This is a genomic window from Mesorhizobium sp. CNPSo 4661, assembly GCF_057784215.1.
In genome coordinates this window covers 47,050-60,504 of record NZ_JBWGIO010000017.1, presented here as the reverse complement: position 1 = coordinate 60,504, position 13,455 = coordinate 47,050, and the positions used below count along the sequence as shown (strand labels likewise).

12 protein-coding genes are annotated in these 13,455 nt (G+C 64.5%); 7 read left to right on the top strand and 5 right to left on the bottom strand.

Going from position 1 to position 13,455, the window contains the following annotated elements:
- Positions 1 to 39: 39 nt before the first annotated feature.
- From AC0YKC_RS24845 to AC0YKC_RS24835, 3 genes are all read right to left on the bottom strand, one after another.
- Positions 40 to 837 carry an FAD binding domain-containing protein gene (locus AC0YKC_RS24845; RefSeq protein WP_488512969.1) on the bottom strand — a complete coding sequence of 266 codons (798 nt, stop codon included), beginning with the start codon at positions 835 to 837 and terminating at the stop codon, positions 40 to 42.
- A gap of 115 nt (positions 838 to 952) precedes the next feature.
- Positions 953 to 3,301 (bottom strand): xanthine dehydrogenase family protein molybdopterin-binding subunit, encoded by a 2,349-nt coding sequence (locus AC0YKC_RS24840; protein WP_488512968.1) that lies wholly within the window; start codon positions 3,299 to 3,301, stop codon positions 953 to 955.
- A 102-nt stretch (positions 3,302 to 3,403) separates the two neighbouring features.
- Entirely contained in the window at positions 3,404 to 3,904 is a 501-nt protein-coding gene (locus AC0YKC_RS24835) for a (2Fe-2S)-binding protein (RefSeq protein WP_320295392.1), read from the bottom strand.
- A gap of 262 nt (positions 3,905 to 4,166) precedes the next feature.
- Between AC0YKC_RS24835 and AC0YKC_RS24830 the strand changes: the two genes are divergently transcribed.
- Positions 4,167 to 5,351: an FIST N-terminal domain-containing protein gene (locus tag AC0YKC_RS24830; RefSeq protein WP_488512967.1), complete on the top strand. Its 1,185-nt coding sequence runs from the start codon at positions 4,167 to 4,169 to the stop codon at positions 5,349 to 5,351.
- Between the two features lie 5 nt (positions 5,352 to 5,356).
- Positions 5,357 to 6,694, top strand: coding sequence for an ATP-binding response regulator (locus tag AC0YKC_RS24825; RefSeq protein WP_488513062.1), 1,338 nt, complete (start codon positions 5,357 to 5,359; stop codon positions 6,692 to 6,694).
- Positions 6,695 to 6,929: 235 nt separating this feature from the next.
- Here the strand turns inward: AC0YKC_RS24825 and AC0YKC_RS24820 are convergent, their stop codons facing one another.
- Positions 6,930 to 7,613: a response regulator transcription factor gene (locus AC0YKC_RS24820; RefSeq protein ID WP_320295388.1), complete on the bottom strand. Its 684-nt coding sequence runs from the start codon at positions 7,611 to 7,613 to the stop codon at positions 6,930 to 6,932.
- A 210-nt stretch (positions 7,614 to 7,823) separates the two neighbouring features.
- Here AC0YKC_RS24820 and AC0YKC_RS24815 point away from each other — a divergent pair, with 210 nt between their 5' ends.
- The 4 genes from AC0YKC_RS24815 (at position 7,824) to AC0YKC_RS24800 (ending at position 10,981) form a co-directional block, all read left to right on the top strand.
- On the top strand, positions 7,824 to 8,522 hold the full coding sequence (locus AC0YKC_RS24815; protein ID WP_488512966.1) for a fumarylacetoacetate hydrolase family protein: 699 nt from the start codon (positions 7,824 to 7,826) through the stop codon (positions 8,520 to 8,522).
- Positions 8,519 to 9,169 carry a maleylacetoacetate isomerase gene (gene maiA / locus AC0YKC_RS24810; protein ID WP_488512964.1) on the top strand — a complete coding sequence of 217 codons (651 nt, stop codon included), beginning with the start codon at positions 8,519 to 8,521 and terminating at the stop codon, positions 9,167 to 9,169. Before AC0YKC_RS24815 ends, maiA begins: the two co-directional genes overlap by 4 nt.
- 122 nt (positions 9,170 to 9,291) lie before the next feature.
- A complete protein-coding gene (locus AC0YKC_RS24805; RefSeq protein WP_488512962.1) occupies positions 9,292 to 10,335 on the top strand; it encodes a zinc-dependent alcohol dehydrogenase family protein in 1,044 nt (347 codons plus the stop codon).
- Positions 10,336 to 10,414: 79 nt separating this feature from the next.
- Complete coding sequence (locus AC0YKC_RS24800; RefSeq protein ID WP_488512961.1) at positions 10,415 to 10,981, top strand: hypothetical protein; 567 nt, start codon at positions 10,415 to 10,417, stop codon at positions 10,979 to 10,981.
- 21 nt (positions 10,982 to 11,002) lie between these two features.
- On the opposite strand, the gene AC0YKC_RS24795 is transcribed toward AC0YKC_RS24800, so the two are convergent.
- Positions 11,003 to 11,866, bottom strand: coding sequence for a DMT family transporter (locus AC0YKC_RS24795; RefSeq protein WP_320295381.1), 864 nt, complete (start codon positions 11,864 to 11,866; stop codon positions 11,003 to 11,005).
- Positions 11,867 to 11,970: 104 nt separating this feature from the next.
- Between AC0YKC_RS24795 and AC0YKC_RS24790 the strand changes: the two genes are divergently transcribed.
- Positions 11,971 to 13,392, top strand: a complete 1,422-nt coding sequence (locus tag AC0YKC_RS24790; protein ID WP_488512960.1) for an aminotransferase-like domain-containing protein — start codon at positions 11,971 to 11,973, stop codon at positions 13,390 to 13,392.
- Positions 13,393 to 13,455 lie beyond the last annotated feature (63 nt).

Genomic DNA, 13,455 nt, shown 5'->3' with positions numbered 1-13,455 from the left:
GCCGCGAGGGCCCCTTTGTCTCACCCAGGCTGAGGGCGTTCAGGCGTTGGCCGCGGCCACCGCGCGCTTGGCCATCACCGCGATCAGGTTGGCGCGGTAGTCGGCGGAGGCATGGAGATCGCTCATCAGCCCCTTCGCCGGCACTTTGACGCCACCGAGCGCCGCGGCGTCGAAACTCTTCGCCAGCGCTGCCTCGATTTCCTTGGAGCGGAAGACGCCGTCCTCGCCGGCGCCGGTCACCGCCGCCCTCACCCCGTCCTTGCCCTTGGTCACGAACACGCCGACGATGGCGTAGCGCGAAGCCGGGTTGCGGAACTTCTGGTAGGCCGCCTTGGCCGGAGCGGTAAAGCTCACCGCGGTGACGATCTCGCCTTCTTTCAGCGCCGTCTCGAACAGGCCCTTGAAGAATTTGTCCGCCGGGATCTCGCGCTTGTTGGTGATGATCGTCGCGCCCAGCGCCAGCAATGCCGCCGGATAGTCGGCGGCCGGATCGTTGTTGGCGATCGAGCCGCCGATCGTGCCCTTGTGGCGCACCGCCGGATCGCCGATCAAGGACGCCATATGCGCAAGCGCCGGGCAGGCCTTCTTCAGCTTGTCGTCGGTGGAGACGTCGTAATGCGTCGTCGCGGCGCCTATTGTGACCGTCTTGCCGGACACTTTGACGCCCTGCAGGTCCTTGAGCCGCGACACGTCGACGAGGTCCGACGGCGCTGCCAGCCGCGTCTTCATGGCGGGGATCAAAGTCATGCCGCCGGAAAGCAGCTTGGCATCGCCGTTCTTCAAGAGCTTGGCGGCATCGGAGACCGAGGCAGCGCGGTGATAGTTGACTGAGTACATGTGTTTTTCTCCCTTCGGGAGAAAGCGAATAGGGAGTAGCGAATAGCGAATAGAACCTCCTCTATCCACGCCGCTTTTGTTCCCTATTCGCTACTCCCTATTCGCTTTGCGCTTTTCAGTGCTTCGTCGCCCGGATGGTTGCCCACACCGTCGCTGGCGACGCCGGCATGGCGATGTCGACGACGCCGAGCGCATCGGTGATGGCGTTGATGACCGCCGGCGGCGAACCGATGGCGCCGGCCTCGCCGCAGCCCTTGATGCCGAGCGGATTGCCCGGACATGGCGTGTTCGAGGTCGAGACCTTGAAGGACGGCAGGTCGCCCGCGCGCGGCATGGTGTAATCCATGTAGCTTGCCGTCAGAAGCTGGCCGCTTGAGTCGTAATGCGCGCCTTCCAGCAGTGCCTGGCCGACGCCCTGGGCGATGCCGCCATGCACCTGCCCCTCGACGATCATCGGATTGATGATGTTGCCGAAATCGTCGGCGGCGACGAACTGGATGATTTCCGTCGTACCGGTTTCCGGATCGATCTCGACCTCGCAGATGTAGCATCCGGCCGGGAAGGTGAAGTTGGACGGATCGTAGAAGGCCGTCTCCTTCAGCCCGGGCTCCATGCCCGCCGGCAAATTGTGGGCGGTGTAGGAGGCAAGCGCCACCTGGAACCAGGGCAGGCTCTTGTCGGTGCCCGCGACCTTGACCTCGCCATTCTCGATGACGATGTCGCCCTCGTCCGCTTCGAGCAGGTGCGCGGCGATCTTCTTGGCCTTGGCCTCGACCTTGTCGAGCGCCTTGACGATGGCCGACATGCCGACGGCGCCGGAACGCGAACCGTAGGTGCCCATGCCCATCTGCACCTTGTCGGTGTCGCCATGGACGATCGACACCGAATCGAGCGGGACGCCGAAGCGTTGGGTGACCAGTTGCGCGAAGGTCGTCTCATGGCCCTGGCCATGGCTGTGCGAGCCGGTCAGCACCTCGATCGTGCCCACGGCGTTGACGCGCACCTCCGCCGATTCCCAGAGGCCGACGCCGGCGCCGAGCGAGCCGACCGCCGCCGACGGCGCGATGCCGCAGGCCTCGATGTAGCAGCTCATGCCGATGCCGCGCAGCTTGCCCTGCTTGCCCGCATCCGCGCGGCGCTTGATGAAGCCGACATAGTCGGCGGCTTTCATCGCCGCGTCGAGCGACGCGTTATAGTCGCCGGCGTCATAGTTCATGATGACCGGCGTCTGATGCGGGAAGGACGTGATGAAGTTGCGGCGCCTGAGCTCCGCCGGCGACACGCCGAGCTCGCGCGCGGCGGTTTCCATCGTGCGTTCCAGAAGATAGGTGGCTTCCGGCCGCCCAGCCCCGCGATAGGCATCGACGGGCGCGGTGTTGGTGTAGACGGTGCGCACATTGGCGTGGATCGCCGGGATGTTGTACTGGCCCGACAGCAGCGTGGCGTAGAGATAGGTCGGCACGCAGGACGAGAACAACGACATGTAGGCGCCGAGATTGGCGATCGTGTCGACCTTGAACCCGGTGATCCGGTTGTCCTTGTCGAAGGCCATCTCGACGGTCGAGACGTGGTCGCGGCCATGCGCGTCCGACAGGAAGCTTTCGGTGCGGTCGGCCACCCATTTGACGGGGACGCCGGTCTTCTTCGACGCCCACAGGCAGACGATCTCTTCCGGGTAGATGTAGATCTTGGAGCCGAAGCCGCCGCCGACATCCGGCGCGATCACGCGCAGCTTGTTTTCCGGGGCGACGTTGTAGAAGGCGCTCATCACCAGCCGCGCGACATGCGGGTTCTGCGACGTCGTCCAGCAGGTATAATGGTCCTCGGCCTTGTCGTAATGGCCGAGCGCGGCGCGCGGCTCCATGGCGTTGGGCACGAGGCGATTGTTGACGATCTTCATGCGCGTGACATGGGCCGCCGACTTGATCGCCGCGTCGGTCGCCTTGGCGTCGCCGATCTCCCAGTCGAAGATCAGATTGTTGTCGGACTCGGCGTGGATCTGCGGCGCGCCGCCTTGAATGGCCTTCGTAGCGTCGACAACGGCCTTCAGTTCCTTGTAGGTGATCTCGACCGCTTCCGCGGCGTCGCGCGCCTGGCCCTTGGTGTCGGCGACGACGATGACCACGGCATCACCGACATAGCGCACCTTGTCGATCGCCAAAGGTGACCACGCGCCCATCTTCATTGGCGTGCCGTCCTTGGAATGGATCATCCAGCCGCAGATCAAATTGCCGATCCCGTCGGCCTTGAGCTCCTTGCCGGTGAGCACGCCGACGACGCCGGGCATCGCTTGCGCTTTTTTCACGTCGATCTTCTTGATCTGCGCATGGGCGTGCGGACTGCGCACGAACACGGCGTGTTTCATGCCGGGAACCACCATGTCGTCGACATAGCGGCCGCCGCCGGTGATGAACCTCTTGTCTTCCTTGCGCGCCACGCGGGCGCCGACGCCTTCGATACCCATTGCGGAAATTCCTCCGGAATTCAGTGAATGGTGAATTGTGAAAGGGTGAATGGCCAAAAGGAGAAAAGCCGGCGGCTCTATTCACCATTCACCATTCACCACCTAAGCTGCCTGTTTCGCCCTGCCCTTGGCACCCTTCGACATCGCTTGCGATGCCGCGAGGATGGCCTTGACGATGTTGTGGTAGCCCGTGCAGCGGCAGATATTGCCTTCGAGCTCGGTGCGCACCGTCGCCTCGTCGAGCCCCTCGGGATGGCGCGCGATCATGTCGGTCGCCGTCATGATCATGCCCGGCGTGCAGAAGCCGCATTGCAGCCCGTGATGCTCCTTGAACGCGGCCTGCACCGGATGCAGCTCGGCGCCGTCGGCGAGCCCCTCGATGGTGACGATGGTCGAGCCCGAGGCCTGCACGGCCAGCATCGAACAGGACTTCACCGCCCGGCCGTCGACATGCACGACGCAGGCGCCGCATTGCGATGTATCGCAACCGACATGCGTGCCGGTGAGTCCGAGATGTTCTCTGAGGAAATGCACCAGAAGCGTTCGGTCCTCGGCGTTCCCGCTGACCCGCCTCCCATTCACAGTCAACGACACGTCCGACATGCAACCTCCCTGGGTATCAACCTTGGTCATTGCCGAATGCCGCGCTTGTGCTTCGGCAGTGCGTTATTCGCGCACCGTACAACGGGCAAAACAGCCCTGCCAGCGGCGGTTCCATTGTACTTTCGATCATGGCAAAAGCTATGTGCAGCGCAGCAACCGGCCCCATTGCCAAATCGGGGATTGAAGGCAAAGATGCCTGCGACGCGCAGGCGTGCCTGACACGCATAAGAAAAGACACGCATAAAAATCAGCGTTGGAGGAATTGCGGAGAAGGCAGCTGGCCAGTTCTAGCACACGCTATGCATCGGGCCTTTCGGCGCTCACCACGGATGAGCCCGACCCGAATGCCTTTGCCCGGGCGGTCGCGGTCGAAGCGGCGGCCGTCGACGCCGGCTTCGCGCTTCTGTTCTTCTCCCAAAGCCTGGTCGACGCGGCGGCGCTTGCGCAAGCGCTGAAGGTCCATGCGCCATCGCTCGCCTATGCCGGCTGCTCGACCGCCGGCGAAATCACGCCGCAGGGACTGGAGGAAGGGCATATCCTTGCCCTGCTCTTGCCGTCGGCGTCGTTTTCGATCGTCTCCACCATGGTCGAGAACCTCTCCTCATCCGGCATGGACGGGATCACCGGTGAGGTCGTGGCGCTGCGGCGGCTGCTGAGCGGGCGCGCCGGCCAGGAGCGCGCGAAGAGCGTCTTCGCCCTCTGCTTCATCGACGGGCTTTCCTACGCCGAGGAAGCGGTGACCTCGGCCATCCACTGGGGGTTGGATGACATCCCGCTGATCGGCGGCTCGGCGGGCGACGACCTGAAATTCGAGACGACCAGCCTGATCTCGAACGGCAAGGTCACTTCCGACAGCGCCATCATCGTGCTGGTCGCGACCGAGATCCCTTTCCACGTCTTCAAGACCGACAATTTCATTCCGACCGACGAGAAGCTGGTGGTGACGGCGTCGGACCCAGATCATCGTGTCGTGCGCGAATTCAACGCCACCAACGCCGCGGAAGAATACGCGGCCTCCGTCGGCATCCTGCCGCAGACGCTGACACCGCTGAGCTTTGCCTCGCACCCCGTCGTGGTGAAGGTCGGCGGCGAATATTACTGCCGCTCGATCCAGCGCATGCATCCCGACGGCTCGCTGTCCTTCTTCTGCGCCATCGACGATGGCGTGGTACTGTCCATCGCCCAGCCCAAGAACATGGTGGAAGCGACGCGTAGCGCTCTCCAGGATGTCGAGCACCGGCTCGGCGGCATCGACATGATCCTCGGCTTCGACTGCGTGCTGCGTCGGCTCGACGCCCGCAACCGACAGGTCTTCCGCGACATTTCCGAGCTCTATCGGACCAACAAGGTCATCGGCTTCGGCACCTATGGCGAGCAGTATCGCTCGATGCACCTCAACCAGACCTTTACCGGCATCGCCTTCGGCGAGCGCCAGGCGGCCGAGTGAGCCAGATGCCGCTGCGCGACATCAACGACCTCGAACGGCTGAAGAAGATCAACGCGGCGCTGGTCAGCCGCGTCGAGCGGTCGATGGACCAGCAGGGCAATGCCTTCTCGCTGTTTCAGACCGCCATTTCGCTGGAAAACCGGGTGCGCAACCGCACCGAGGAATTGCACGCCACGCTGCGCCGGCTAGAGCAGTCCAACATCGACCTCAGCGCGGCGAAGGAAAACGCCGAACTGGCGAACCTCTCCAAGACCCGGTTCCTCGCCGCCGCCAGCCACGACGTGCTGCAGCCGCTCAACGCCGCGCATCTGTCGGTCTCGGCGCTGGCCGAGGTGCAGACCAGCGATGAAGGCAGAAAGCTGGTACGCCAGGTCGAGCGCTCGCTGGAGACGATGGAAGACCTTTTGCGCACGCTGCTCGACATATCCAAGCTCGACGCCGGCGTGGTGCAGCCCGAAATCGGCGACGTCAGCCTGGAGGCGCTGTTTTCCTCGCTGCGCTCCGACTTCCTGCCCGAGGCGGAAAAGAAAGGCCTGTCGCTGAAATTCCGGCCGGTCAACGTCGTCGTGCGCTCCGACCGCACGCTTTTGCGCCGCATCCTGCAGAACATCCTCTCCAACGCGCTGCGCTATACCCGCTCCGGCGGCGTTCTGGTCGGCACCAGGCATCGCGGCGACACCATCCGCATCGACGTCGCCGACACCGGCTGCGGCATTCCCGAGGACCAGCGCGAGGCGGTGTTCGAGGAGTTCCACCGAGGCACCGCGACGCTTACCGATACGGGGCTCGCCGGCGGGCTGGGTCTCGGCCTCGCCATCGTGCGCCGCATGGCGGCCGCCCTCGGCCACCCGGTCACCTTCTCCTCGAAGGTCGGGCGCGGCACCATCTTCCATATCGACGTGCCGGTCGGCATGGCCCCGGCCGAGCCGGCGATGGCCGCCGCCGACATGGAGCGACCGCGCGGCTACGGCCTGTTCGGCACCAAGGTGCTGCTGGTCGAAAACGACATGGACGTGCTCTCCGCCATGACGTCGCTGCTCGAGCGCTGGCAATGCCTGGTGCGAGCCGCGACCTCGACCGACGATGCGCTCGACCTGCTCGGCGACACAGCCTGGGTGCCCGACATCATCATCGCCGACCAGCATCTGGACGGCGGCGACCTCGGCACCGCGACGATCGCCGAGGTGCGCGACTATCTCGGCCGCCCGGTGCCGGCGCTGATCGTCACCGCCGACGGCTCCGAGCCCGTCGCCAAGGCCGCCCGCGCCGCCGGGATCGAATTGATGCGCAAGCCTCTCAAGCCAGCGCAATTGCGTGCGCTGCTGGCACATCTTCTGGCTTAGTTCCTCAACGCAGGAATTTTGAACGATGGCAGGCTTGTCGGCGGCAAGGTTATCAACGGTAGTCAGCGCGAACGCTCGCGATGGGCTCCCGAACCTCGTCATTCTAGGGTCTGCGCGCGTCGCTACGCTCCTTGCTCCGCCCGTGGATGACGATCGCGATGGGCGTTTCGGCCAATCGCCAAGGCATGGGATCTGCCAACGCAGGCATAGCCAACGGCGACCAGAATTAACCCCGTCAAAACCCCGCCTGATCCCGAAACAGCTCCGCATTGTCGAGCTTCGACACCTCGATCACCGCTTGCGTGCGGCTGTAGACGTTGAGCTTGCGCAGGATCTCCGAGACATGCGCCTTGACGGTGGTCTCACCCACCTGCAGCTCATAGGCGATCTGCTTGTTCAGCATGCCCTGGCGCAGCATCTGCAGGACCCTGAGCTGCTGCGGTGTCAGCCTCGCCAGCCGCTGCACCATGTCGGCGCGGTCGGTGCTGTCGGGATCGGGCGGCTGGCCCTCGTAATTTTCCGGCACATAGACGGCGCCGTCCATCACCGAGCGGATGGCGGCGGCGAGATCGCTCTTGCGGGCGGATTTCGGGATGAAGCCGGCCGCGCCGTAGGACAGCGCCTCGGAGATGATCTTCGGCTCTTCATAGCCCGACACGATCACCACCGGCAGCCGCGGATAGCGGGTCCTCAGCTGCAACAGCCCCTCGAAGCCATGCACGTCGGGCATGCTCAAATCGAGCAGCGCGAGGTCGAACGGCTTTGCGTCGGCAAGAAGCTCGATCGCTTCCGAGATCGAACGTGCCTCGACCGTGTCGACGTCCGGATAGGCCATCTGCACGGCGCTGTGCAGCGCCTCGCGAAACAGCGGGTGGTCGTCGATGATCAGGAAGCGGGCGCGATCGCTGACGGAGGTCATTGCACAGGTTCAGTCATCGGTTCGGTTTCGGTGGCTAGAGGATAGTCTCCTGAAGGTGTCCAGATTATTGCCAAATAGTACATCGCCAAACGGCAAACGATGGTGCCGCCGAAACGGCGAGGGCCGTGTTTCGCCGGCGCGGCGCCTTGCCCAGGCGTCGAAATCGGTTGAAGGTGCTGGCGACTTCGCAGCTCGCAGCAGAGATTTGAAATGACAGATTACGTCCTTCCGCCGCCGCCGATCGCCTCGGTTGCCGTCGCAGGCTCGGCGGAGCGGTTTGCCGTGCGCCGCATCTTCTGTGTTGGCCGCAATTACGCGGCGCATGCGCGCGAGCTCGGCAATGACGAGCGCGACCCGCCGTTCTTCTTCACCAAGCCGGCCGACGCGGTGGTCGACAGCGGCGCCGAGATCCCCTACCCGGCGCTAACCTCGAACCTGCACCACGAGATCGAGTTGGTGGTCGCCATCGGCAAGGCCGGCTTCCGTATTCCGCGCGAAGACGCGCTTGCCCATGTCTGGGGCTACGGCGTCGGCGTCGACCTGACCCGCCGCGACCTGCAGGACCAGGCGAAGAAGGCGGCGCGCCCCTGGGACTGGTCGAAGGCGTTCGACCAATCCGCGCCCTGCGGTCCGCTGGTAGCAGCCGCGAAATCGGGACATCCGGAGAAAGGTCGCATCTGGCTTGCCGTCAACGGCGCGGTGAAGCAGGACGGCGACCTCGCGGAGCTGATCTGGCCGATCGCCGACATCGTCTCGATCTGCAGCGAGGCGGTCGAGCTTCAGCCCGGCGATCTGATCTTCACCGGCACGCCGGCCGGCGTCGGCGCGGTCCAGGCGGGCGACAGCATAACCGGCGGCGTCGACGGCATCGGCGAGATCGCGCTGACCATCGGGCAGCCGAGGCGATGAGCGACCTCGTCCTTCACAATTACTACCGCTCCTCCACCTCCTACCGGGTGCGGATCGCGCTGGCGATGAAGGGGCTGGACTATACCTATGTGCCTCATCATCTGCGCCATGGCGAGCATCTCGAGCCCGCTTATCTCGCCGTCAACCCGCAAGGGCTGGTGCCGGCGCTGGTGCTGGATGCCGGCAGGCTGCTGACCCAATCGCTGGCGATCATCGAATATCTCGACGAGATTAAGCCCGAGCCGCCGCTGCTGCCGAAAGATGCGCTGGGCCGGGCGCGTGTCCGCATGCTGGCGCAGATGATCGCCTGCGATATCCACCCCGTGAACAATCTGCGCGTGCTGACCTCGCTGCGCACTTTGTTCGGCGCCGGCGACGAGGATGTCGTCAACTGGTTCCGGCATTGGGTGAACGAAGGTTTTCAGCCGCTTGAAAAGATTCTCGCCTCCTCGCCCGAGACCGGCGCGTTCTGCCATGGCGACACGCCGGGCCTGGCCGACATCTGCCTTGCCGCGCAGGTCACCAACAACGCCCGCTTCGGCGTCGACATGGCGCCCTATCCGGTGATCGCGCGCATCAACACCGCCTGCATGGCGCTGCCGGCGTTCCAGAAGGCAGCGCCGCAGAACCAGATCGATGCCGAGTAGGCGGCCTAACGCCCCGCCCGCTTCAGCCGCCCGGAATGCAAGCGTGGCAGAATCGATTTCCGGTCAACCGGCGGTGGAATCGGCTATCGTCACTTCAAAATACGCAATTGTGGGAGTTGCCGATGAAAGCCGTCGTCTTCGAGAAATTCGGTCAGGCACCGACGATTCAGACCGTTTCCGACCCGAAGCCGGCCGCCGACGGCGTGGTCATCAAGGTCGAGGCTACAGGTCTTTGCCGTAGCGACTGGCATGGTTGGATGGGCCATGACGACGGCATCACGCTGCCCCATGTTCCCGGACATGAACTGGCCGGCGTCGTCGTCGCCGCCGGCAAGCAGGTCAGCCGCTGGAAGGCCGGCGACCGCGTCACCGTTCCCTTCGCCGTCGGCTGCGGCCGCTGCTTCGAATGCAATTCGGGCAACCATCAGGTCTGCGAGCACCAGACGCAGCCGGGCTTCACCGGCTGGGGCTCGTTCGCCGAATATGTCGGCATCGAGCATGCCGACACCAATCTCGTGCGCCTGCCCGACGCGATGGAATACGCCACCGCCGCCAGCCTCGGCTGCCGCTTCGTCACCTCCTTCCGCGCCGTCGTCGACCAGGGCCGGGTGACGCCCGGCGAATGGGTGGCGGTCCACGGCTGCGGCGGCGTCGGCCTCTCGGCGATCATGATTGCCAGCGCCATGGGCGCCAATGTGATTGCCATCGACATCGCCGACGACAAGCTGGAATTCGCCAAAAAGATCGGCGCGGTGGCGACGATCAACGCCTCGACGACGCCGAACGTGGTCAAGGCGGTGAAGCAGATCACCAATGGCGGCGCGCATATGTCGATGGACGCTCTCGGACACCCGACCACCTCCTTCAACTCGATCGCCAACCTGCGCCGGCGCGGCCGCCACGTTCAGGTCGGGCTGATGCTGGGCGAGCACGCCCGCCCGCAAGTGCCGATGGACAAGGTGATCGCCTTCGAGCTCGAAATCCTCGGCAGCCACGGCATGCAGGCCTACCGCTACTCCGCAATGATGGAGATGATCCGCACCGGCAAGCTGAAACCGGAACTGCTGGTCGGCAAGAAGATCAGCCTCGAGGAGGCCCCAGCCGCCCTGATGGCGATGGGTGGTTTCGAGGGCATCGGCATCGGGGTCGTGACGAAGTTTCAGTAGGCACCATCGAAAAACACCTTTACAACCAATGCGCGATAATTCAATCTTAGATTGAATACATCCGTTGTCGGGGGCAGCGATGAGACTCTTTTTAGCCTGCCTTCTTTTGCTTTGGCCGGTGTTGGGAGCGCGCGCGGAAGATAGTGCCGTTGCCAGCGGCCCTCAGACGCCCAGCCAAAGCGCCTCTATGGCGGCAAAAGAATCCACTCTGCGATTCGAGGATTTTCCCGCCAAGGTTTTCCAAAAGAAGCCCGCGAGGAACATCCAGATTCATCCTAATGATTCCTGGGCGCGCGCTGTAACACCGGATATTCGCGAAGCCATGAAGCGAGGCGCTGATTTCGCCGGGCACTTCGCAGTCGTTCTGGTCAATTGCGGCAACGCCTGCATTGCCGCGCGCATGATTGATTTGCGCACAGGTCAACTCTTTTGGATTCCGGGGGGCTATCAGCTTGATTTGGAGTATTATGTGCGCAGTCGCTTGATGAGGGTTGCATGGGCAGACCCTTCCGAAAATCCCGTATGCGTGCGTCAAGATTTTGAGTGGACGGGGCGCAAATTCGTCAAGCGCTACGAGGATCGCGAGAAAGCAGTAGATACCTCCGAGTGCCCTGGTTTAGCGTACATAGGCAAGCCGCCTCAGTAAGCATCGGCAAGGGCAGTACCCCTACCGCGCGAACTTCTTCGCCCCGAACACGCAGGCCACCACGCCGAGCGTGACGACCACCATCATCGGGCTTACCCGCTCGTGCAGCAGGCTCGCCGCCAGCGCCAGACCGAAGAAGGGTTGCAGCAACTGCAGCTGCCCGACAGCGGCGATGCCGCCTTGCGCCAGGCCGCGATACCAGAAGATGAAGCCGATCAGCATGCTGAACAGCGAGACATAGGCAAGGCCGATCCACGCGCCCGAGCCGATGCCGGCGAAGGATGGCGGCAGCGTCAGAAAGCTCAGCACCAGCATGACCGGCAGCGACAGCGCCAGCGCCCAGCAGATCACCTGCCAGCCGCCGAGCCGGCGCGACAGCGCCGCACCCTCCGCGTAGCCCAGCCCGCAGACGATGATGGCGCCCAGCATCAAGCTGTCGCCGACCGGTGATGCGGAGACACCTTGCGACAGGGCAAAGCCCGCGACCAGCGCGCTGCCGATGCAGGAGAACAGCCAGAACGCCGGACGGGGACGGTCGCCGCCGCGCAGCACGCCGAAGATCGCGGTCGCCAGCGGCAGCAGGCCGACGAAGATGATGGAATGGGCGGTGGTGACGTGCTTGAGCGCCAGCGCGGTCAGCAAGGGAAAGCCGACGACCACGCCCAACGCCACGACCGTCAGCGATATGAGATCGCCGCGCCCGGGACGCTTCTGCCGGAACAGAAGCAGCATCGCGATGCCGAGCAGACCGGCGATCGCGGCGCGGGCGGCGGTCAAGAATGTCGGATCGAAATCCGCCACCGCCACATGCGTTGCCGGCAGCGAGCCGCTGAAGATCAGCACGCCGATGAATCCGTTCAGCCAGCCGCTCGCAGTCTTGTCCATTCGAGGCTCCGTCGTTTCGCCCTCTATCGGCCGACGCCTATGGTCTCGCCAGAGACAATGGAGTACAATTCCACTAAACTGTAATGGCATTTCGAGCAGTACGGATGGTGGATACCCCTTTGGAAATCGACGGCACGCGCACGCTCGTCGAAAGCGTGATGGCGACGGTCCGCCATCGCATTGCGGCCCGCACGCTGACGCCCGGCGCCCGCCTGCCGTCGATCCGGGCGCTCGCCAAGTCCTTGCAGGTGTCGAAATCCACGGTGGTCGAAGCCTATGAGCGGCTTGCGGCGGAAGGCGCGATCCGTTCGCGGCCCGGCTCCGGCTTCTACGCCGCCGGCCAGCTTGCGCCGCTGTCGCTTGCCGAGATCGGTCCCAAGCTTGACCGCGCCGTCGATCCGCTCTGGGTGTCCAGGCAATCGCTCGAAGCGGGCGAGGAGATGCTGAAGCCCGGATGCGGCTGGCTGCCCGCGTCCTGGATGCCGCAGGCCGCCTTGCGCCGGGCACTGCGCACCGCGGCCCGAGCGGACGACGTGGCGCTTGCCGATTACGGCACGCCGCTTGGCCTGCCGCCGCTTCGCCAGTTGCTGGCGCGGCGCATGGCCGAGCACGGCGTCGAGGTCTCGCCCGACCAGATCATGCTGACCGATTGCGGCACCCAGGCCATCGATCTTTTGTGCCGCTTCCTGCTCGAGCCCGGCGATGCGGTGCTGGTCGACGATCCCTGCTATTTCAACTTCCATGCGTTGCTGCGCGCCCACCAGGCCAAGGTGGTCGGCGTTACTGTCACGCCTTCTGGGCCGGACATCGAACTCTTCGCCGAGGCGCTCGCCGAGCACCGGCCGCGCCTCTACATCACCAATTCCGGCATCCACAATCCGACCGGCGCGATCCTGTCGCCGGTCACCGCGCATCGGCTGCTGAAGCTCGCCGACCAGGCGGACCTCACCATCGTCGAGGACGATATCTTCGCCGACTTCGAGCACAGCCCTGCCCCAAGGCTCGCGGCCTTCGACGGCCTGCAGCGCGTCGTCCAGATCGGCTCCTTCTCCAAGACGCTGTCGGCCTCGGTACGCTGCGGCTTTATTGCCGCGCCACCGGACTGGATGGAAGGCCTGACCGATCTCAAGATCGCCACGACATTCGGCGGCGCGCGGCTGTCGGCCGAACTGGTGCTGAGCCTGTTGAAGGACGGCAGCTACCGCAAGCATGTCGAGCAGTTGCGCACCCGCCTGTCGCGCGCCATGGCCGAGACCGCCGGCCGGCTGAAGGCGATGGGCATCGCGCCCTGGATCGATCAGCCCGCCGGTATGTTTCTCTGGTGCCGCCTGCCCAACGGCATCGACGCCGCCGATGTCGCCCGCCATGCGCTTTCGGACAATGTCGTGCTGGCGCCCGGCAACGCCTTCAGCCTGTCGCATACCGCCGGCCGCTTCATGCGCTTCAACGTCGCGCAGTGTGGGGACGAGCGTGTTTTCGGGGTGCTCGAGAAGGCGATGGCCAGGTCTCTTCGCAAAGTTGCTTAGCCTCGCCTAACGGCTTCCCGCTTTGGGTCGATCGAGATTCGGGCCGACCCTAGAGCAATTCCA

What these genes read in the sequence shown, in the direction of transcription:
- AC0YKC_RS24845 (WP_488512969.1), bottom strand. Translation starts at nt 837, where the DNA reads ATGTACTCAGTCAACTATCACCGCGCTGCCTCGGTCTCCGATGCCGCC.
- AC0YKC_RS24840 (WP_488512968.1), bottom strand. Translation starts at nt 3,301, where the DNA reads ATGGGTATCGAAGGCGTCGGCGCCCGCGTGGCGCGCAAGGAAGACAAG.
- AC0YKC_RS24835 (WP_320295392.1), bottom strand. Translation starts at nt 3,904, where the DNA reads ATGTCGGACGTGTCGTTGACTGTGAATGGGAGGCGGGTCAGCGGGAAC.
- AC0YKC_RS24825 (WP_488513062.1), top strand. Translation starts at nt 5,357, where the DNA reads ATGCCGCTGCGCGACATCAACGACCTCGAACGGCTGAAGAAGATCAAC.
- AC0YKC_RS24820 (WP_320295388.1), bottom strand. Translation starts at nt 7,613, where the DNA reads ATGACCTCCGTCAGCGATCGCGCCCGCTTCCTGATCATCGACGACCAC.
- AC0YKC_RS24815 (WP_488512966.1), top strand. Translation starts at nt 7,824, where the DNA reads ATGACAGATTACGTCCTTCCGCCGCCGCCGATCGCCTCGGTTGCCGTC.
- maiA (WP_488512964.1), top strand. Translation starts at nt 8,519, where the DNA reads ATGAGCGACCTCGTCCTTCACAATTACTACCGCTCCTCCACCTCCTAC.
- AC0YKC_RS24805 (WP_488512962.1), top strand. Translation starts at nt 9,292, where the DNA reads ATGAAAGCCGTCGTCTTCGAGAAATTCGGTCAGGCACCGACGATTCAG.
- AC0YKC_RS24800 (WP_488512961.1), top strand. Translation starts at nt 10,415, where the DNA reads ATGAGACTCTTTTTAGCCTGCCTTCTTTTGCTTTGGCCGGTGTTGGGA.
- AC0YKC_RS24795 (WP_320295381.1), bottom strand. Translation starts at nt 11,866, where the DNA reads ATGGACAAGACTGCGAGCGGCTGGCTGAACGGATTCATCGGCGTGCTG.
- AC0YKC_RS24790 (WP_488512960.1), top strand. Translation starts at nt 11,971, where the DNA reads ATGGTGGATACCCCTTTGGAAATCGACGGCACGCGCACGCTCGTCGAA.